Source organism: Legionella spiritensis, from assembly GCF_900186965.1.
Classification (GTDB): domain Bacteria; phylum Pseudomonadota; class Gammaproteobacteria; order Legionellales; family Legionellaceae; genus Legionella_C; species Legionella_C spiritensis.
In genome coordinates this window covers 2,906,214-2,926,786 of record NZ_LT906457.1, presented here as the reverse complement: position 1 = coordinate 2,926,786, position 20,573 = coordinate 2,906,214, and the positions used below count along the sequence as shown (strand labels likewise).

Sequence of the window (20,573 nt, the reverse complement as noted above, 5' to 3'; positions counted from 1 at the left end):
AACTCAGTTTACAAACGAACAAGGTTGTTTATTAGATCGCTCCATTTTTCCAAAGCCTCCTTCCTCTGCGGTAACATCTCATTCTTATTATAAGTAGCCATGATTTTAGGCATTTTATGCCCCAGACATTTTTCAATCACGACCGGATCAACATTCAGAGTTTCTCCTAACTGAGTTGCAAAAGTCCGCCGCAGATCATGGGCTGTCCATTGCGGAATCCCGACTCGTTCCTGAATGCGGATTACGGCTCTTGGCATGGCTTTATCGTAAGCCATCTGCACCGCTGATCACGCTGTCACCCATGCTACAGCTTTTTAGTTCAAGCAGTAATGATTTGACCAGGTCTGTCAAATGAACACGCATAACTAATCCAGTTTTGGTATGGTTGGATGGAATAGTCCACAGTGAATTGTCAAAATCAAATTCCTGCCAGGTGGCTACGCGAAGTTCACCGGTTCGCACCCCGGTTAATAATATGATTTTGAGCGCGTTTTTAACTTGCAGGGAAATCTCGTTTTTATCGCTGTCTAAAAACGGCGCATTCTAGCTCCAAGTGCGACAATCATTTTTATGCTGCTGTATAAACAGTTCATTGGGCGTTTTAAAGCCTAAACATTTCCTTGGGCAGCGGTTCATTTTTTCAGCCAAGGTAAAGAAACCATTGTGAAACATGGCAAGCAAAAATTAATCACTGATTTCTTTAAGACATGCAAAACCCCGCAAAATAAAGAAAAAATGAATCTTGTCCGCAAGTACAAGGATTTTCTTCTTGATCTTAAATTGCAGGGCATAATAACCAAAATTAGTGTGTCGTCCAGTTACAACTAGCAAGCTGTGCCCTGGCGAATGAGGTGATGAGTGATCTTGCCCTGATCTGTTGGACAAACGTTGATTATAAGGACAGGGTATGCGCCGGTGAAGGGAGGGCAGTGGGTTTGGTATGGGGAGAATATAACTCATAAACGTCCTTCTTACATTCATTAGAGAATATAAAAAGGATCGTTTTTAAAGGATAATGCCTGATTTGTAAGGTTTAGTGGGATAAGTCCAATTTCTGGTGATTTTCCTGTTGAAATTTTTCAACCTCTTGCCAATGTTTAGGTTGATCGGCTTTGTTAAAAAATTGGCTGACGGATCGTTTGAAGCTGCCAACAGGGTTGTAATGTTCTTGCAGGGCACTGGCAATGGATTCTGGAACCTCCTGGCCGACACGAATAGCTTGTTTAGCCTGATTAACCAGTTCATCCTTTAGTTTTTTCCATTCACCAGATAACCCCTGCGAGCGATAATGTTTAAGCAGGCTGAGGTAGTCGTCTTTAGGAGTAAGGTTATCCAGCAACTGATCACTGTTCTCAGGATCATTGCTAATATTTTCTAAAGTAGTTTGAACATAAGCACCTTGTGTTTGATTATCCAGTTCTGGAAAGCTGTCTTTAAACCAATGCTGGGAAGTTAGTCCGCCAATTGCAAATTGATTATTGCCTGTTGAGCATCCAAGAACTTCATAGCCTTCTTGAACCTTGTTAATCACTTCTCTTATATCCCTGTCGATATGCCACTTACCGACTTGATTCCCTTTGTTATTGTTTCCGCCGGTAAGGGATGTTGCGATCGGAAGCACAACGATTTGTTCACGTTTTATAGTGCCATTTTGCACCGCCTCGTTGATTAAGGGGATTAAATGGGCAAAAAGTTGAGCTTGACCCGAACCACTTATGGGTGGAATGGGCTCATTTTTGCTTCGAGCATTATTTAATCTTTCTGCCTGCTTATTATTAGCGGAATAGAGTAAAGCCAGTTTTTTATCGGGATCAATGTCTTGTTCTTCATTTTTCAATGAGTGCAACAATTCAGAAAAAACACGTTGAGCCTGAGCAGACGGTTTTTCACCTTTACGGTATTTTAGGTACTCAGGTTGAGTTAAATGTCCAGGCATGATTTTCCTATATCAATAAAAATTTGTATTATTATAACACACTGAACAAAATGCGGACATATAAATCTACGGCTGGTTATGGCCGTACAGTCATTTGGAAATGTACACAAGTGCTCCACCGCCTGTTCGTATTGAGCCAGGACAGGGTATCCCTTCTTAAGCTGGTCTTATCCTCTGTATGTCTTCTTTTTTTAATAATCATTTTTTGTTACTTTATTCGGGTGACAGTGTCATTTGGACGTCCTATCTTCGACAGGATCATAATTTTAACCAGGCATGGTTTTTGTATTTGACAAAAAAATTAAAATTAAAAATAATGCTTTTTTTAAGAAATTAAAGGGAGGGGTATGCAAGAAAAAAATGAAGCTTCAGGCATGTTAAATCGAGCTGCTTTTTTTGCCAATGGAGCAAGTATTGATCATGGAAATCATATTCATAAATTTTTAATGCATGATGATCATGCCCACGCACTAACTATTGTTGAAGATGAAGTGCTAGTGTCAGTCGAAGACAAGAAAATGAGCAAAGAGGAGGCATTTACGGTATATACTGCTTTAATGAATCCAATTGAAGATGCAATGATGCTCAGCATGGCTTTATTATTAATGAATGCCCTCGTTGAGCTGGATGCTTCTAACGAAAGTGAATATTCAAGTTCAAGCTCAGAATCAGAATCAGAATCAGAATCAGAAGATGAAGATTTGAATTTAGATGCTTTATTTAACCCAAGAGCTTCTTTTTGAGTTAAATAATAAAATTACCGATTGGCGGTGATGAAATATTGCCGCTAATCTTAAAATATGTTGCAGTAGGACTGGATTCTCTAATCCAAAAATAAGTCATGAGTTCATTCTCCTGGTTGACAGGCTTGATACGTTATCACAGTGCCTGATTTGATGGCAATATGGTTTTGCTCTTGTCGTCTACAATATTTGAGAAGTTTGTTAGTTCGCTGGTTATTTTTCGCTTAGCCGGGTAGTTATAAAAAATCATATTTTGTCTATAATTTTAACATTGCTTTTTTGTTAAAAAGAGGTCAATTCATGCGTTATTTTCGTAATTTGTTTTTTGAAAAAGTGGAAATTAATGTTGCAGAAATTTCGAGAGAAGAATTAAAGAAGCTTTCTGATAAATTCTGTATTAGCCGCACAGGAGTAGAAATGATTGACTGTTTCGAAAAAGGCATGCTTCCTGGTACTCAAGAGTTACCACCCAAATTTACTACCTACAAAGAGAATATAATGTCTCTAGAGGAATATGAAAATCTGGATAGAGAATTAATGGATATAAGAACAAGATCAAGCAGTATGGCTGAATATCGACAACAATCTGAAGAAATAAATTATGCAAACTGTACATCTTTAGCTTGCTTTTTATGTGACGCATTAGAAAGCAAAGGAATTCATGCCAAAGTATTTGGATTGGGTGGCGCTCATCACTTTGTTATTGCCCAAGAACAAAATAATCCAAATTTTATTATAGTTGCTGATCCATGGGCAGATATGCAATTCAGAATGGAAATTAAAAATCCAGTTCATAATTTAGAAGAGCTATCAGCTAAAGATCGCCTGAGGATTGCAAAAAAGTACTCTAAAGAAACAGGTCTGTATCAAGATTACCGAGAACAATTGGAAAAGCTGCTTAATCCTTTAGATATTGAGGATGTAGACTCCAGAGAATATTACATTGAACATTTTTTCGAAATACAGCCACCAGAACGTTGGTTTGAGTTTAATATCCAAAAAGGGCTTCGCTAACGCCAGGAATGTGCCTGTTAGGCTTGGTGTGTACGCATATATTTACAGAAAAACCAATGAAATCCTTACCTGCACCGAAAGCTGAATTGGATGATGAAATACACGAAGGATTCAACTTAATTTCTTAATGCGCTCAGATGTGTTTAATAACTAAGGGAGATTATTTAAAAATATCCTTCCTTGTTTATGAGTCAAAATATGCTGTCTATTTTTTAACAACCTTAACTTCGTTTTTTCGCAATAAGGCAAATCTCCTTATCTTTTTTTGGCAAAATATCTGGAAAGTTTCTTCTGCTGTTCAAGTTGTAATTAGGTCTGTCAGGTGAACATGCATGACTCATTTTGTCGCACTTGGGGAGCAGAGACAAAAATAGTCTGGATTTTAAACGCGGAACAAACTATACCTTAAATTCATAGCTGAATTTCAAGGAGGAGACTATCATGCCAAGTTTGCTGGTGAATTATGGCGGCCCGGAAAAAACCATTAGTTCTCAAGAAGCCTTATTTCCAAAAATATTGCAGGCGTGTGAAAAACAATATCACAGTGCCATTCAATCGGTCGCTTTCACCGCCAAAGGACTTGATCTTACCTATTACCAGGTGGGAATTCATCGTATGATTTTAGTTGAACTTCCAGATCAGGTTGAACAGAATATAAAATCCGCAGACGAGGCTATAAAAAATCAGGCGTTAGCGACAAAAAAACTCTTTAGAACAGTGAAAATTGAAGCAAGCACTTTTAATACACGCGACTATAAACTGTTAGACAATAACTGCGTAACTGCCGTAGCTAATGTATTAAACACCGTTGATTCTAATATTTTGCAGGGCAAAAAGAAAATTGTGCCAACGTCTCTGGATAGCGATGTCAAAAACGCCACCCTGCTCGCTGCAATGGTTGATGAGGGCTTAAGAGGGACGGCTTTGCCACTTCAACCTGATGAGCAACACAAAAACTACAAACAGGCTCATGTCGCCCCTGAAATTTGGCAGGAAGTCATGACGCCGGTTGACAATAAAAAACAGCAACAACACATGAAGCAACAATTGCGAGATATTACGAATACAGCCATCCCGCAGCAGGATGCAAATTCTGCTAACTCGTTAAAACCTCAATAGGGCATGCCCCCCCATTAATGGGCTGAACTACAGAAACAAAGTCTATGCAGGAGTAACTGTGTCCAAGCACTTTAACTCCTGGACATTTTCTCGGATAAACTACGCGCCGGCCTGTCTCGGGATAATCCTCAGTCATCATCTATGTTCATCGAATATAAGGGTTTGCATACACCCTAACCACCTGACACGATCATTCCCGCTCAAATTTTGTTCTTCGGCAACAGATGAACTGAAGCCATTCAATCACCCTGTTGCCTCAATGAAAAATATTAATTTAATAAAACCTTAAGCCGGATTGTATAAAATATGCACCAGTTGCTGATACAGCTTTAATAAACAGCCAGACAATTCATTTAAGGACTTATCAATGCCCGATACAAAACGAGAAAAAACCAAACTGGATATCAAATCGCACTCTAACAGTGAGTTGGTTAAGTTGATTTCACAACAAATGCTCGAAGGTGATTACTCCTACGCCTCACTCTGGATATCAATAGTTAATTTTTCCAAACGCACTCCTGAGACCAGGGAATCCCGACAAATTCAAGCATTAATCAATGACCTCAGAGAACAATGCGAAGACCGCATCAAGGAAGACGACTCTCATGCCATGATCATTCGCGGCGGGATGCACCATCTCGGTGCCGGGGAGCGGATTGATTACAACAAGGCGATAGCCCTCTATGACAAGGCCATCGAACTTAATAACCCTGCCGCCATGAACAGCCGTGCTTTTATGCATCAAAATGGTCAAGGTGGTCCCGTAAATTACCCGGAAGCCATCAGGCTTTATGAGATGGCCATTGAATTGGGTGATGCTTCCGCCATGTACAACCGTGCCGTGATGCATCGACATGGTCAAGGTGGTCCCGTTAATTACCTGGAAGCCATCAGGCTTTATGAGATGGCCATTGATGATGGTTATGCTTCCGCCATGTTCGGCCGTGCTTTTATGCATCAAAATGGTCAAGGTGGTCCCGTAAATTACCCGGAAGCCATCAGGCTTTATGAGATGGCCATTGCTTTGGACGATTCTGGCGCCATGAACAACCGGGCCTTTATGCATGAAAAAGGTCAAGGTGGTCCCGTTAATTACCCGGAGGCCATCAGGCTTTATGAAATGGCAAACAGGTTGGGGAATTCATCAGCCAAATTAAACCTGAACAATATATATAGACTCGAATCGGTAAACAATGCTGATGCCGCGCTCAAATTACTGGATGCCATCTGGGACGACCTGCTTGCCGGGCTGTCCTTTACAGGGAAAACTCTGACCCTGCTTGGCGCCCATTGTAAAAAAGAGATTCTTGCCCGCTTAACGGACATGCAATCCAAACCGGGTACCAATCTCAAATTTATCAGCCAATTAATCACCAACCGCGACCTTCCGTTGACTCAAATCCTGAATCATGGAAAAACAACAAGTGACACCGAAGAACTTCAATCGCTCAGTACCCACGGCAAATCCCTGCTCAATCAGAGAATGACGTTTTTTAAAGGGGCCGGAGATGAAGGTTCCGTTTTATCGATTCTTCCTGAAGAAACAGCAGAACACCTTTTGTCTTTCGTGCACCCAGGGGAACAACGTCAAACGGTATAAATAATCTGAATGGGTACTCCTGCTTAAATGAGCTTATGCGGGAGTAATCACGCTTAAGCTTAAACCAATAGTCATCATCGAGATTCATTGAATATAAGGGTTTGCATACCCTTCAACCCTGGCCACCTGACGTGACCATGTCCGTTCAAATTCTGTTCTTCGGCAACAGATGAACTGAAGCCATTCAATCACCCTGTTGCCTCAATGAAAAATATTAATTTAATAAAACCTTAAGCCGGATTGTATAAAATATGCACCAGTTGCTGATACAGCTTTAATAAACAGCCAGACAATTCATTTAAGGACTTATCAATGCCCGATACAAAACGAGAAAAAACCAAACTGGATATCAAATCGCACTCTAACAGTGAGTTGGTTAAGTTGATTTCACAACAAATGCTCGAAGGTGATTACTCCTACGCCTCACTCTGGATATCAATAGTTAATTTTTCCAAACGCACTCCTGAGACCAGGGAATCCCGACAAATTCAAGCATTAATCAATGACCTCAGAGAACAATGCGAAGACCGCATCAAGGAAGACGACTCTCATGCCATGATCATTCGCGGCGGGATGCATCGTCTCGGTTTTGGAGGACCGGTTGAGCTTAACAAGGCGATAGCCCTCTATGACAAGGCCATCGAACTTAATAACCCTGCCGCCATGAACAGCCGTGCCTTTATGCATGAAGAAGGCAGAGGTGGTCCCGTTAATTACCCGGAGGCCATCCGACTTTATGAGATGGCCATTGTATTGGGAGATGCCACCGCCATGAACAACCGTGCCGTGATGCATCGACATGGTCAAGGTGGTCCCGTTAATTACCTGGAAGCCATCAGGCTTTTTGAGATGGCCATTAATGAGGGGGTGGCCGCCGCCATGTACAACCGTGCCTTGATGCATCGATATGGTCAAGGTGGTCCCGTTAATTACCCGGAAGCCATCAGGCTTTATGAGATGGCTATTAAATTGGGTGATGCTGCCGCCATGTACAACCGTGCCTGGATGCATCAAAAGGGTCTGGGTGGTCCCGTTAATTACCCGGAAGCCATCAGGCTTTATGAGATGGCCATTGAATTGGGTCATGCTGGCGCCATGAAAAACCGTGCCTTTATGCATAAAAATGGTCAAGGTGGTCCCGTTAATTATCCGGAGGCCATTAGACTTTATGAAATGGCAAACAGGCAGGGAAGTACGTTAGCCAACTCCAACCTGAGCGATATATATGAACTCGAATCGGTAAACAATGCTGATACCGCGCTCAAATTACTGGATGTCATCTGGGACGATCTGCTTGCCGGACTCTCCTTTACTGAACATACCCTGACCCTGCTTGGCACGCATTGTAAAAAAGATGTTCTTGCCCGCTTAACAGACAAGGAATCCAGACTGGGCACCAATCTCAAATTTATCAGCCAATTAATCACCAACCACGACCATCCATTGACTAAAATCCTGGATCATGGAAAATCGCTCAAGAGCTACAGCCAATATCTGCTCCGCCGGGCCAAGGCGATGTTTCAGGGTGGCCGGCATGAAAAATTCCACACCGAGGAACTTCAATCGCTCAGTACCCACGGCAAATCCCTGCTCAATCAGAGCATGACGTTTTTTAAAGGTGTCAGAGATGAAGGTTCCGTTTTATCGATTCTTCCTGAAGAAACAGCAGAACACCTTTTGTCTTTCGTGCACCCAGGGGAACGGTATAAATAATCTGATGGTTAGTCCTGCATAAATGAGCTTATACAGGACTAACCGCGCCTAAGATTTATCCCTGCAAACGTTCTCGTGGTTATGTCAGATTAAGTCAAAACTAATTCAATTAGCCTTTTCAAAAGCAAAAACATCCTGCTCTTCAGCTTCGACATTGAATTCGACACGACTTTGCAGGACAATTTCTTCAATAACGTTTGCACGTAACCCAGCCGCTAAAACGTGTTCAAAAATAGCTATCAATTGTGGAATATTAATAATTTCCTCAATCGAACTCATATATTTTTTTACGATGGCCTTTATCTGGTATTTTTCGGAAGCCTGTTTTTCAATTTTTTTAAGAATATCTTCTGCAGTTTCTTTCGTCTTAACAACAAATGTTATTGGATATCGCTGAACTTTATCTATATCTAGAAAATATTTCCCGGCATCTATCGTTTCTGTAACTTGAAAAAAACGCCCCAGAGGCTTCATAATAAAATCAATACCTCCGTCATTGGCATTGGTACGCCCTGTTTTATAAAGTATCAGTGATTCTTCTATTAATTCCTCGGGAGACCATCCCCAGTATATTTTTTGAACGGCATAATATTGTTTTAAAACTGAAAAACTGGCTATTTCAAAAATTCTGGCATCAACATTAGGATGAAACAAGCCTTTTATAAATTCAACAGCTTTTTCTGGAGACTCATCTTGAATATCAATAATTTCCTGACAATACGCCATAAAATCAGAAAAGGCGCTCTGACGGGCTTTTATATAAGATTCAATTATATCCTTAATAACAACTGCCAGGTTAATCGTTTGGTTTTTAATTATTATTTTGATTAAGTATTCGTTTATCCAATAACGATTGGTTTCAGCATCTCGAATGATTGGCAGATGATCGCAGGCAGGAAAAAATTTTTTAAACTCTTCATTTAGCCGGTGATTCAAAGCATGGTTTTGAAGTTTACTCCCAAAGGGAAGTTCACGCTGTCGTTTTAACAATTCATTGAATTGTGCCCCATCATAATCTGAATACGCATTTAATTGGTCATACCCTTTATTTAGATAATCTTCCACTAACACATAAATAGCATAATGATTGGCAAATCCGGCACGAGATTTTGAGCCGCGATTTGCCGCTTTTGTCTTAATATTTAGATATTGAATTAACTCACTGGCTCTAAGAATATCTTCCCCAAGGCCATCAAAATGATTGTTTATAATTTCAATTATTTTATCGGTGAAATCATGTTTCAGAAAGGACATTGAGAATCCTGGTATTTTCTTTGTTTTTCACACCATTACTATTTTTACGCTTTGTATTTTTTTGAAGCTTGTTTAATGCTTCACCATTGTACTCGGAGTACCCTAATACACGACGTAACCCGATCTTAATGTATTCTTCTTGAGAATCTATCCCAATAGTTCTACGATGCAAAGATTTTGCTACGGAACTCGTTGTGAACGTTCCAGAGAATGGATCAAGAATGATATCATTTGCATGACTGCTTGCTTTAACTATTCTTTCCAGCAATGCCTCTGGTTTTTGCGAGGGATGCTCTTCGTATTCATCCATACGATATCGCACCCTTGGAAACTCCCAGACATTACCCGGAATTTTTTTTGTATTATACGGTTTCGGCTCACTGCCCCTGTAATCAATCAATTTACGTTTGGCGCCTGTTTTAGCTTCGACAAGAATATCATGAGAATTAAATGTGTAATTTTCAGGATCTTTTACACAATGAAGAATCGGTTCATACATAGATCCATAATATTTTTTGGCTTGAACGCCTGAGCTATCATATGACCATACAATACGCGTTAAAACGGTTAGTTTTTCACGAACATAAAGATCAAAATAGGGCATCGCCTGAGTGCTTGTCATGAGATACATAGTGCCTGAGGGTTTAAGCACACGAATGCATTCATCAATCCATTGATACGACCAATTGACATATGCTATATCTGAAGGCCAACTATCTTTAAATCTGGAAAATTTTTTCCCAATATTATAAGGTGGATCTACAAAAATTAAGTCAATTGATTCATCAGCAATTTCATTTTTCAATACTTCAATCGCATCTCCATGAAAAATTATATTCCCATCTTTCTCAAATTGTTCCATGTAACAATTTCTCCGCTAATCAATTCATGACATCGACTAATACTATTTTTACACATTACAGCCTGATAACAATCAAAGATATTCATGTATTACATTGTCTCATTAATTCAGAATAAGCTTATGTTTAAGCTGATTCAGCCTTGTAAGATAGGTTTTTCCAGGTAAACCCACCGCTTAACTCCGTTCGAATCAAGCAATACATCATACTCTCAAAAATGAGAAATCTGTACAGGCAAGTTGCCGTACTTGATACAAGATGATTCTAAATGCTTTTATAGGTTCCGCCATCAGCTCTGATAGATGCGCCGGTTGTAGCGCTGGATAACGGACTTGCTATATAAGCAACTATGTTTGCAATTTCATGTGGTTCTATAAATCGCTGTAACAATGACGTTGGACGTACCTTTTGGAAAAATTCGTCTTCAACCGCTTTGGGTGATTTATCATCTTTGGCCAAGTCATCAATAAAATCCTGCACGCCTTCCGATAGTGTAGGACCAGGTAACACTGAGTTTACGGTAATACCTGTTCCTTTTACTGTCTCCGCCAAGCCTCTGGCAATACCAATCTGCGCCAGTTTCGTCATACCATAATGAATCATTTCTTCAGGTATATTAAAAGCGGACTCGCTTGATATGAAAATAATTCGTCCCCAATTATTTTGAATCATTTCAGGCAAAAAAGCGCGGCTCATTCTTACTCCTGACATGACATTTATCTCAAAAAAATGTTGCCATTGTTGATCAGTGATATCCAAAAAAGATTGCGGTTCATAGATGCCCAGATTATTGATGACAATTTCCGGTTTTGAATGGCTCGACTGTGATATTTTTTGAATGAACGACGCAGCGCCAGGTGCAGTAGAAATGTCCTCAACAATGCCTATAGCCTTATCACTTAATTGACTCAGTGCCTTATCAATACTCTCTTGCGAGCGACCATTGATTATCACATGAGCCCCTTCCTTATCAAGCCGTTGAGCTATAGCCAGTCCTATCCCTTTTGTAGAGCCTGTAACAAGTGCTTTTTTCCCGGTAAGTTTCAAATCCATTGACTTTATCTCCTTGGTATAATTTTGAATCCTGATTCCGTTTAAATAAAAACAGGAACACTTTGAATTTTAAATTCAATAGTTTTCACTGTTATGAATTTTTTTGCTCTTATTGTTCGAGTTTTATTTTCAAAATTGCAAAAACTAAAAAGCTGCCTATCCTTACAAGTCTTTTAGCAGTGCTTGTGCTAATAGCTCAGTAGTGTCAATACAGGGCTTGTTTTCAAAGTAACTGTCAAAGACCAGATGTAATTCTGTACAGGCTTTAATAATGACATCACTATTTTTTACATAAGGTTTAACCATTGACAATATTGAGTTTTTAGCATGGTGAATATTTTTCATGGGAACTAAACGGCCATGAATTTCTGCATCAATATTCTTCATCATGGTGTCTTCCAGCTGAACAGGATGAAATCCATGAGATTTCATAACCGGTGGATACAGTTGCGTCATTGTAGGGTAGGTTCCAATGATCAATGGTTGCCGATAGTTCGATTTTTTTAAGAAATCCACAACCACATCCAATAGATTAATAATTCTGACAGGGCTTGCCTTGATCACGTCATCTATCACCAGGTGAATCGTATTAACAGGAATTCCTATGATATCAGCACCAAGATTTTTTAAATGTCCTAATGCGTCAAGCAGATGCTGGACTAATGATGGCCAATTTTGGGTTTTAACATCTTCCATAAAGTCATAGGCATCAGGTTGATACATTATTATTTCCGGATTGTGGGATTGTTGACTCATTTCCAGTGCCTGGGACATCAGATATTGATAGCAGGAAGCGGCTCCCGGTGCTGTTAACGCCAATAAGCCTAGTGTATTTGCAAATTTATTCATGAAATAAATGACCTTTATCGGAGCGTGTTTTTACAGGTTAATGGCCTATTTAATGAATCCACTGGACTGATGCGTCCAGTAATTATAATAAGCGCCTTTGATTGCCAGCAATTCATTATGGGTTCCTGATTCTACAACAAGGCCATTCTCAAGCACGATGATTTTATCCATCGCTTTTAAAGTAGATAAGCGATGGGCAATAATGAGTGCAGTTTTATCTTGCAGTAATGTTTCCAATGCCTCCTGGATTGCTTGTTCCGTTGCGGAATCCAATGCGGAGGTTGCTTCATCAAACAACAAGACAGGGGCGTTTTTTAAAATTGCACGGGCAATGGCAATGCGTTGTCGCTGACCGCCTGATAATTTTACCCCCTGCTCACCGATGACGGTGTCGTATTGGAACTTCAGTGAGGTAATAAAATCATGGCACTTGGCTTTTTGTGCGGCAGCAATAACTTTCTCTTTACTAACATGCCCGCAACCATAAGCAATGTTTTCATAAATGCTGCGATGAAATAAGTTTAAATGCTGTGGAACAATAGCAATCTGGCTACGTAGTGAATCCTTGGTAAAGCCGGCAAGATTGATACCGTCTATCTCAATACATCCTTCATTGACATCATATAATCTCATAATGAGCTTCATTAATGTTGTTTTCCCGGCTCCGGAACTTCCAACAATCCCAATCTTTTGTCTAGCGGGAATGGATAAACTAAAATTTTTAAAAACCGGCGAATGGGAAGGGTAAGAGAACGTGATGGCTTTGATTTCAATATTCCCTTTGGATATTTTATGGCTGGAGGCGTCTTTCCTGTCGGCTACATCGGGGTGATGCTTCAATAAGTTTAACCCGTCCTGTAATAAACCAATGTTATAAATGAACTCTAAAAAACAATTGCCAAGACTGCTGGTTAAACCGGCAATGGCGGTTACCGCCGTCATGACGAATACCACGTCACCAATACTCACCAGATGGCTTTCGTAGCCGATAATGGAACCGATAAGATAAAATGCAACGAGTGCGTTCATTGCCAGATGCTGCAAAAACATGACTTTATTGGCATGGCGATTACGAAGGCGTTCTTTGTCAATCAAGTCATTCATATTGTGTTGGAGTAATTTTGTCTCCTGGTCAAACGTAGCATTATGAACAACAGATTGAATATTCGTAATAATGTCTACAATATGGCCATTAAAAACACTGCAGGCATCAGCAAAGGTAGACGCTTTCATTTGACCCACCTTGGCCGATTGATAGGTATAAATGATAATGGCTATTCCCCAAACCCAAAGTACAATACCGAAATACGGGATAACGGTAGACAATAAAATGCCTGTGATCAAAATCGCCAGGGATTGGGGGAAAATCGTGAAAAACAAATTAACGATGACCGGCTCTAGTCCTATGCAGGCATTCATCACTTTATTGGATAAAAATCCCGATTTTTTTTCCTCAAAATAATCGATAGATTGTTTACCTAGATGAGTGAACAAATTTTTTACCATCTTGGATTTATAGGCGGGAATACTCAGCAGCGAAAATAAGCCGCTGGCATAATAGCCGACGCTTCGCAAGACGTGGATGGTTACATATAAGCATAATGGGACAAGAACTAATGAATATACAGAAACGGATTCAAGACCATGTGTTTTGATTCTGTCGATAATTACGCCAAACAAATAGGACATATAGGGCAATGTAAATGCCCAAAATAGTCCAAATGCAACAAAAAAGAAGGCGCTGCTTTTGTGTTGACGCATATAATCAAATAATAAATTCAGGACACTTGATTTTTTTTTATCGTTGTTGCGGATCATAATTCTTTTTCTCTGCAATTATCACCAAAGCTTCTTTAACAGGAAGCGCGCCCTTTTCAAACAAAATTGGCCATTCAGGGTTATAAGAAACGACTTCAATGATCCGTTGGCTAGTCATAACCGTTTTCCAGTTGAGTAATAATATGAGCAATTAATGCGTGAATATCCTGGCAACGATTTGGGGTAGTCTCAAGCGAGCTTCTAACGAGACAATCCAATAATGACAGCAGATTTAATAAATGAATACTGATGCGCCAGTCAGGCGGTAAATGATACCCTGTTTTTAAACCCTTGAGGAAAAAATCTTCAAATTCAGCAGGCATTTCATGCGCATAGCGCAACATGTTGGCAACATCCCAAAGGGGGGAGCCTGAAAATGAAAACTCCCAGTCTAAAATACCGGCGACGAACCACTGACCATTCTCCCTGGTCACCAGAATATTGGCCGGATCAAAATCGCCATGAACCAACGAACACATTTTTTCATCCGGGAAACAATCTTTGAACGTGGATAAGCAGGAATCTGCTCGTGCAAGCAAATCGGTTTTGAGTAGATTAATGGTGTTTTCATGCTGCATACATTCTTTTGCAAATGCCATTAAGTCAAACTGTGATGGTGTTTTCACGATCTCCAGCTCAGGATTAAAAAAACCGGCTTTTAAAAATCGGTGGTTTTGAATTTTAGCGAGCATTGCACCGGCATCAAACATGATGGTTTGCAAATCATAAGGCTCCTTACCCAACAACAAATCCCGCAAGCTGATTCCGGACATATATCGGGTGACCGCAAAACGATAATTATCATAATCATCAACCCGATAAATCAGGGGAACTGGAACCGTATTTTTTAAAAGGGAGGCCAGATTTTTTTCACGGAAAGCGGCGTTTTTATCGCGTAGATAAATACGCAAAATATAAGGAAACTCTTCATTTTCAAGATCAATTTTGTAGTTAAGATTGGCACAACCACCTGAAATCAATTGATAGGACAAAATCGTCTTTTGGGGAAACGCAATCTCCAGCATTGCCTTGATGGTTTTTTCCGGCAATTGTATTTGTGCGTCCGTTTTTTCCCAATGTTGCTTGAAGGTCAACTTATGACTCCCTGTAAAATAGACTCGTTTATCGATGGGTATTTTTGGGGCATTCTGTGAAAATGTATTTCATGTGCAACCGGGTATCATCAAAGATGGGTTTAACCGGATTCACACCTAATGCCGGTCAGTTTTATTTCCTTGTTGATTATGGCTGCGATCAGCTTTATTCCGATCCGGATAAGACCCCACGACAAATTTTCAAAAATTCATCATGAGATCATTCAGAGAATATCATTATTGCATATTTTGAAGTTTTTTCTGTAATTGAGGGCTCTGTTGTATTTGTTGTGCAATTTGGCTGTATTGCTGAGTTGTTAACCCATTGTTTTCAACCGCCTTACTCATTTCCATATAGGCTTTTTGCTGTAACTGTACAGCAGCTTTCTGATCTTGATTGGTTTGTATTTGTTGTTGATATTTTTGTTGAATTTGCATGACTTCTTTATGGGCATTGGCAAACTTGTTCAAGTCACTCTCACTAACGTTTGAAGCGGATTGATTGGTCGCTGGCGTTTGCTGCACGGTGTTGTTGGTCGCGGCGGTAGCCATTAATGAAAATGAAAATCCTGTTATAAAAGATAAAAATAGCGCTATTTTTTTCATGAGATGGTCCTTAATGTTTTTTTTTGTTTAAACGATCTTTATCAAACCGCTTACACCCAACGTAGTTCATCAAAAGGTATTTTTCAAATACTAGGGCGTGTCCTCATTCTGTTTCACGACTAAAACCTGTAATAATTTGCTCAAATGACAGATTGAATTCGTCAAATAGGGCTGGCTATTCTCCTCATTCAATCTGCAATTTGCGCTAAATTATCCCAACTTTTAGCTCGCGAAACAGAATGAGGACACGCCCTAACCTGCCCGTTTTGGCAATGGATAAAAAATGGCCACTTTAACAGGGCTGGTCAACGCGATTTTTTCAATCCAGATTATTGAATTTTTGTCCGGAAAAGGAATATGGTTAGAAGAGCCCATATAAAAAAAAGAAACGTATGACTTTTTTTGCCCAGTATTTTTACTTTATCGCCAGCATGATTTTAACCGGATATGCGTTGGTGGTTTCCAGCAGCCTTTTAAATCCCTTATTGGCAGCTTTTATACTGGCTTTGGCACTGCAACCCCTGGCCAGGCATTTTGAAAGGGTAAAGATACCACGGCTGTTAAGCTCGATTCTTTGCATGGTTCTTTTGCTATTCATTATTTTGAGTATCGTCATTTTCTTCTCGTTCCAAATTGGAAATATGGACTTTGCACTGGATTCCATCAAAATCACATACAATGGCGTTTCTGGAAAAATGCAGCATTTAATTACGGATACATTGAACATCAATCCTGAAGAGCAGGCCTCTTTACTCAAGGAATTTTATACCTCAGCGTTAAAAAACAGTGCCTCTTTTATTAACAACACACTATCATTTACAACTGGTTTCTTAAGTTCGCTGGTGTTATTGGCGATCTCATTGATTTTTATGCTTTATTACCGCAGGTTTCTGGTCTCTTTTTTATTTAAGGTGATTCGTCCCGAGCATCATTCAACTTTAAAACGAATCATAAAGAAAATTCCGCTGGTGGTCAGGCATTATGTGTTTGGTTTATCTCTTATCATTCTAATTGTCGCTACCTTGAACTCGATTGGTCTCTTTATTTTGGGCATCAACAACGCGGTGATTTTTGGAGTCATGGCGGCCATTCTGACCCTCATTCCATACATCGGTATTTTGATAGGTTCTCTTCTGCCCATGATCTTTGCTTTGCTCACAAAAGATTCCTTATGGTATCCCGTCGGTGTTCTGGCTGTTTTTATGTTGGTGCAATTTCTTGAGGGTAATTTCCTTACACCGAATATTGTCGGCAGGCAGGTGAGCATAAACCCCTTTGCGGCCATTTTGGGATTGATTTTAGGCGGGACGTTACTCGGTTTGACCGGGGTTCTTTTCGCACTTCCGGTATTAGCTATCTTTAAAGCCATTTTTGATGAAATATCAACTTTAAAACCCATAGGTTATCTTATTGGCAATGCAACGAATACAGAATAATGACAGGATTACATACGAACCAATATCTCTTACCTGTTAACAGTTGCATGAGCAACGCAGAACGACTATTCTAGTTTAGAACGATCATTCTTGGCAGGATAGCTATGACGTACAAAAGGGATGTGCAAAATCAGGATGCCGTCAATCGCTGCATGCTTTTGTTCTGGGAGCAAGGTTACTTTAAAACGTCTATCGATGATTTGGTGAAAGCCAGCGGCCTTAGCCGCGCGGCCATTTATAATCAATTTGGTAACAAAGACGCATTTTTTACAGCAATGCTGGAGCAGTATGAAAAAGAAGTTACCAGTCAGCTCACGGCTCCCTTACAGCAAAAACCCGGCGGAATAAAAGCCATCCATGCGTTTTTTGATCAGTTTGTCGTCTTAAGTGAGAATGGCTGGTTAAAAAACGGGTGTTTTTATATTAATGCCGCTACTGATACACCTCTGTATTCCCCGGATATCGTGGAAAAAATTCATACCTTTATCCGGAGCCTGACCAATTTGTTCCGTAATGCCCTGGAAATTGCTCAATCGGCAGGCGATATTTCCCAGGATCTGGATATTGAAGACGGCTGTCAGTTTTTGGTTGCCAACCTGTTCGGGTTGCTATCCCTGGCTCGTGCTACCAACGACAGCAATACTTTAAAAGCGCAGGTTCGCCTTATTAAGCAATTTTTTTAGGACACGCCCTGATTAAGCATCGGGAATAGGAACAAAAGGAACAGGCATATGAGTAACGATAACGTGTTTGATTTAGCGGTTATTGGCGGTGGTTCTGGTGGATTAAGTTTGAGTGCGGGTACCGCCCAGCTGGGTCTTAAGGTTGCTTTGATTGAAGGCCATAAAATGGGTGGGGACTGTTTGAATTATGGTTGCGTGCCGTCAAAAGCCCTGTTGGCCGCAGCCAAGTCCATATACCAGGCTCGGCATCAGGCGCCAAAGTTTGGAGTGGTAGCCGAGTTTAAATCCGTAGACTTTACCAAAGTGATGCAACATGTCCACTCGGTTATCAAAACCATCGAACCGCATGACTCCGTCGAGCGCTTTGAATCTTTAGGGGTGAAGGTATTTCAGGAGCAAGGGCAATTTCTTGATGCAAACACGATTAAAGCGGGCGCGCATACCATCAAAGCCGGAAAAATTGTCATAGCGACTGGCTCCTCGCCGTTTGTTCCCGCTATTAAGGGCATTGATTCTACAAAATATCTGACTAATGAAACCATTTTTGATTTAAGCGTTCTGCCCGAACATTTAATCGTCGTTGGTGGCGGGCCCATTGGCTGCGAGCTGGCACAAGCCTTCGCCATGCTGGGCAGCAAAGTCACTATCATAGAGGCGATGACCATACTGCCTAAAGACGACAAGGATTGTGTGGCGGTTGTAAGACAATCGCTACAGGGTATGGGAATAGATATTCTGGAAGACGCGCAAGTTAATGAAGTGATACAAAAAGATGAATCCACCATCGATGTTAAAATGACGGCATCCTCAGAAGATAGAACTCTTACAGGCTCGCATCTTTTAATGGCCACCGGAAGGCGTGCGAACGTGGAACGCTTGCATCTTGACAAGGCCGGCGTCTCCTCCACAAAAACAGGTATTGCAGTCAATGCCAGATTACAGACCAGCCAAAAACATATTTTCGCCATAGGCGATGTCGCAGGCCCCTATCAATTTACCCATATGGCTTCCTATCAGGCAGGCATTGTGCTGCGCAATATCGTATTCAAGATCCCGGCCAAAGCGAGCTATGAGGCCGTTCCCTGGGTAACCTACACGTATCCGGAACTGGCTCATGTGGGAAAAGCCGAATCGGATATCAGTGATCGTTCGGATTTTATCATGACCGAATGGCCATTCAGTCGATCCGACAGAGCGCAAACGGAAGATGAAACCAATGGCAAAATCAAAGTGCTTACCGATAAAAAAGGCAAAATTGCGGGGGTGACCATTGTCGGGCTGCATGCCGGCGAACTTATTTTGCCCTGGGTCATGGCCGTTCGGGAAGGCAAAAGCCTGCGTGCATTTACCGATACCATCGCACCCTACCCAACTTTGAGTGAGGTCAGTAAACAAGTTGCCGGTGAGTTTTACAAACCCAGGCTGTTTTCCAAAAAGGTTCTCAAACTTGTTTCATGGTTACAAAAATTATGGTGGTAACAGGGCTGTTCCATATTGCCTTGGTTGCAACCGGCAAAATCTTTAATCGGAGTTGGTCTCATGATTAAAAAAATCGCCTGTATTCTTGGTGGCTTTCTATTATTCATCAGTACATCTTTTAGCGCGCCTCAGAAAAATATTTGGTCGTTCTGGAACATTTCCAATAAAAACAGTTTTGATACTATTTCCCACCAAACGTATCAGGAATTTTTAAATCGTTATTTATTTAAAGGGGCAAATGGCGTTAATCAAGTGCGTTACAGTAAGGTAACCACTAAAGACAGGCAGGCTTTGAATCAATACATCCAAAAGCTTACAAGTCTTCCCATAAGATCATTCAATAAACAAGAACAACTGGCCTACTGGATTAATTTGTATAACGCATTGACCATCCAGCTGATACTCAAACACTGGCCGGTTGAGAGCATTACCAGGATTAATATCTCCCCTGGATTTTTTAGTTTTGGCCCCTGGGATGCACCGCTCGCCACTATTGAAGGGCAAAAAATTACTTTAAATGATATTGAGCATCGAATCTTGCGGCCCATCTGGAATACACCCTTGTTGCATTACACGCTGAACTGCGCGTCTATGAGCTGTCCGCAATTGCAAGCTCAGGTGTTTACTGCCAAAAACAGTCAGGAACTGATGAGAAATGCGGCACGTGAATATGTAAACAGCCCTTATGGGGTTCAAGTCGAGTCGAACCACTTAAGGCTTTCAAAAATATATCAATGGTATCAAAAAGATTTTGGCGTCAATGAATCGCAGGTTTTAAAGCACATTGCCGGGTTTGCCAAACCCGAACTTAAAAAACAGCTTTTAAATAAACAGCAATCGATTGCTTACTATTACAACTGGAATATCAATGGCCGCTAGTCAAGGAGAAAATATGAATTTTGAGAAAAAACTGGCGGTTTCGCTGTTTGGTATGAGAATGACTGTTTTTATTGTCATGCTGATGTGGACGATAGATAAGCTGATCCGTCCGGAACACGCAAGCGCAGTTTATGACAAATTTTATGGTTTGTCGGGCGTTATGGGACATTTGATGCAAATCTTAGGCGTCCTTGAGCTATTATTGCTTATAGGCTTTGTTCTTGGACTGTTTAAATCCATCACTTATTTAATTGTTTTTATTCTTCACACCATTTCAGTTCTCTCGTCCGTTGGCGCCTATGTCACCCCTTTTACCGGCAATCATTTACTATTTTTTGCAGCCCTGCCCATGTGGGCCGCCTGCTTGAGTCTTTATCTCCTGCGGGATAAGGACGCGCTGTTAAGCCTGGGCATTAAAAAACAACATGATTAACGAT

19 protein-coding genes and 2 pseudogenes are annotated in these 20,573 nt (G+C 40.7%); 10 read left to right on the top strand and 11 right to left on the bottom strand.

Annotated features, from left to right (window positions below; genetic code table 11):
• Positions 1-8 precede the first annotated feature (8 nt).
• The 3 genes and pseudogenes from CKW05_RS13330 to CKW05_RS13320 form a co-directional block, all read right to left on the bottom strand.
• Positions 9-534: pseudogene (locus CKW05_RS13330) on the bottom strand (tyrosine-type recombinase/integrase); the annotation flags it as partial.
• A gap of 9 nt (positions 535-543) precedes the next feature.
• Positions 544-648, bottom strand: a pseudogene (locus CKW05_RS15645) (IS30 family transposase); the annotation flags it as partial.
• A 385-nt stretch (positions 649-1,033) separates the two neighbouring features.
• A complete protein-coding gene (locus CKW05_RS13320) occupies positions 1,034-1,936 on the bottom strand; it encodes a hypothetical protein (RefSeq protein ID WP_058483026.1) in 903 nt (300 codons plus the stop codon).
• Between the two features lie 347 nt (positions 1,937-2,283).
• On the opposite strand from CKW05_RS13320, the gene CKW05_RS13315 reads away from it, so the two are divergent.
• The 5 genes from CKW05_RS13315 (at position 2,284) to CKW05_RS13295 (ending at position 8,125) form a co-directional block, all read left to right on the top strand.
• Positions 2,284-2,679, top strand: a complete 396-nt coding sequence (locus CKW05_RS13315; RefSeq protein WP_058483027.1) for a hypothetical protein — start codon at positions 2,284-2,286, stop codon at positions 2,677-2,679.
• 300 nt (positions 2,680-2,979) lie between these two features.
• Positions 2,980-3,693: a hypothetical protein gene (locus tag CKW05_RS13310; protein ID WP_058483028.1), complete on the top strand. Its 714-nt coding sequence runs from the start codon at positions 2,980-2,982 to the stop codon at positions 3,691-3,693.
• 441 nt (positions 3,694-4,134) lie between these two features.
• Positions 4,135-4,812: a hypothetical protein gene (locus CKW05_RS13305; RefSeq protein WP_058483029.1), complete on the top strand. Its 678-nt coding sequence runs from the start codon at positions 4,135-4,137 to the stop codon at positions 4,810-4,812.
• A gap of 367 nt (positions 4,813-5,179) precedes the next feature.
• Positions 5,180-6,412 (top strand): tetratricopeptide repeat protein, encoded by a 1,233-nt coding sequence (locus CKW05_RS13300; protein ID WP_095140663.1) that lies wholly within the window; start codon positions 5,180-5,182, stop codon positions 6,410-6,412.
• Positions 6,413-6,724: 312 nt separating this feature from the next.
• Positions 6,725-8,125, top strand: a complete 1,401-nt coding sequence (locus CKW05_RS13295) for a tetratricopeptide repeat protein (protein WP_095140661.1) — start codon at positions 6,725-6,727, stop codon at positions 8,123-8,125.
• Positions 8,126-8,230: 105 nt separating this feature from the next.
• On the opposite strand, the gene CKW05_RS13290 is transcribed toward CKW05_RS13295, so the two are convergent.
• From CKW05_RS13290 to CKW05_RS13260, 8 genes are all read right to left on the bottom strand, one after another.
• Positions 8,231-9,379, bottom strand: a complete 1,149-nt coding sequence (locus tag CKW05_RS13290) for a hypothetical protein (RefSeq protein WP_058483031.1) — start codon at positions 9,377-9,379, stop codon at positions 8,231-8,233.
• The gene (gene yhdJ / locus CKW05_RS13285; protein WP_058483032.1) at positions 9,360-10,241 is read right to left on the bottom strand and encodes an adenine-specific DNA-methyltransferase; all 882 of its coding nucleotides are present in this window, start codon (positions 10,239-10,241) and stop codon (positions 9,360-9,362) included. Before yhdJ ends, CKW05_RS13290 begins: the two co-directional genes overlap by 20 nt.
• Before the next feature lie 262 nt (positions 10,242-10,503).
• Positions 10,504-11,292: an SDR family NAD(P)-dependent oxidoreductase gene (locus CKW05_RS13280; RefSeq protein WP_058483033.1), complete on the bottom strand. Its 789-nt coding sequence runs from the start codon at positions 11,290-11,292 to the stop codon at positions 10,504-10,506.
• A 162-nt stretch (positions 11,293-11,454) separates the two neighbouring features.
• The gene (locus CKW05_RS13275; protein ID WP_058483034.1) at positions 11,455-12,141 is read right to left on the bottom strand and encodes an aspartate/glutamate racemase family protein; all 687 of its coding nucleotides are present in this window, start codon (positions 12,139-12,141) and stop codon (positions 11,455-11,457) included.
• Between the two features lie 45 nt (positions 12,142-12,186).
• A complete protein-coding gene (locus tag CKW05_RS13270) occupies positions 12,187-13,959 on the bottom strand; it encodes an ABC transporter ATP-binding protein (protein ID WP_058483035.1) in 1,773 nt (590 codons plus the stop codon).
• On the bottom strand, positions 13,940-14,077 hold the full coding sequence (locus CKW05_RS15370) for a hypothetical protein (protein WP_156413335.1): 138 nt from the start codon (positions 14,075-14,077) through the stop codon (positions 13,940-13,942). The genes CKW05_RS13270 and CKW05_RS15370 overlap by 20 nt, the downstream gene beginning before the upstream one ends.
• Positions 14,070-15,053 carry a phosphotransferase family protein gene (locus tag CKW05_RS13265; protein WP_058483036.1) on the bottom strand — a complete coding sequence of 328 codons (984 nt, stop codon included), beginning with the start codon at positions 15,051-15,053 and terminating at the stop codon, positions 14,070-14,072. The genes CKW05_RS15370 and CKW05_RS13265 overlap by 8 nt, the downstream gene beginning before the upstream one ends.
• Before the next feature lie 237 nt (positions 15,054-15,290).
• On the bottom strand, positions 15,291-15,659 hold the full coding sequence (locus CKW05_RS13260; RefSeq protein WP_058483037.1) for a DUF4168 domain-containing protein: 369 nt from the start codon (positions 15,657-15,659) through the stop codon (positions 15,291-15,293).
• A 392-nt stretch (positions 15,660-16,051) separates the two neighbouring features.
• On the opposite strand from CKW05_RS13260, the gene CKW05_RS13255 reads away from it, so the two are divergent.
• The 5 genes from CKW05_RS13255 (at position 16,052) to CKW05_RS13235 (ending at position 20,569) form a co-directional block, all read left to right on the top strand.
• The gene (locus CKW05_RS13255) at positions 16,052-17,095 is read left to right on the top strand and encodes an AI-2E family transporter (RefSeq protein ID WP_065238387.1); all 1,044 of its coding nucleotides are present in this window, start codon (positions 16,052-16,054) and stop codon (positions 17,093-17,095) included.
• Between the two features lie 104 nt (positions 17,096-17,199).
• A complete protein-coding gene (locus tag CKW05_RS13250) occupies positions 17,200-17,778 on the top strand; it encodes a TetR/AcrR family transcriptional regulator (protein ID WP_058483038.1) in 579 nt (192 codons plus the stop codon).
• A 48-nt stretch (positions 17,779-17,826) separates the two neighbouring features.
• The gene (locus CKW05_RS13245; protein ID WP_058483039.1) at positions 17,827-19,257 is read left to right on the top strand and encodes a dihydrolipoyl dehydrogenase family protein; all 1,431 of its coding nucleotides are present in this window, start codon (positions 17,827-17,829) and stop codon (positions 19,255-19,257) included.
• A 60-nt stretch (positions 19,258-19,317) separates the two neighbouring features.
• A complete protein-coding gene (locus CKW05_RS13240) occupies positions 19,318-20,136 on the top strand; it encodes a DUF547 domain-containing protein (protein WP_058483040.1) in 819 nt (272 codons plus the stop codon).
• A gap of 13 nt (positions 20,137-20,149) precedes the next feature.
• Positions 20,150-20,569, top strand: coding sequence for a hypothetical protein (locus tag CKW05_RS13235; RefSeq protein WP_058483293.1), 420 nt, complete (start codon positions 20,150-20,152; stop codon positions 20,567-20,569).
• Positions 20,570-20,573: the final 4 nt, after the last annotated feature.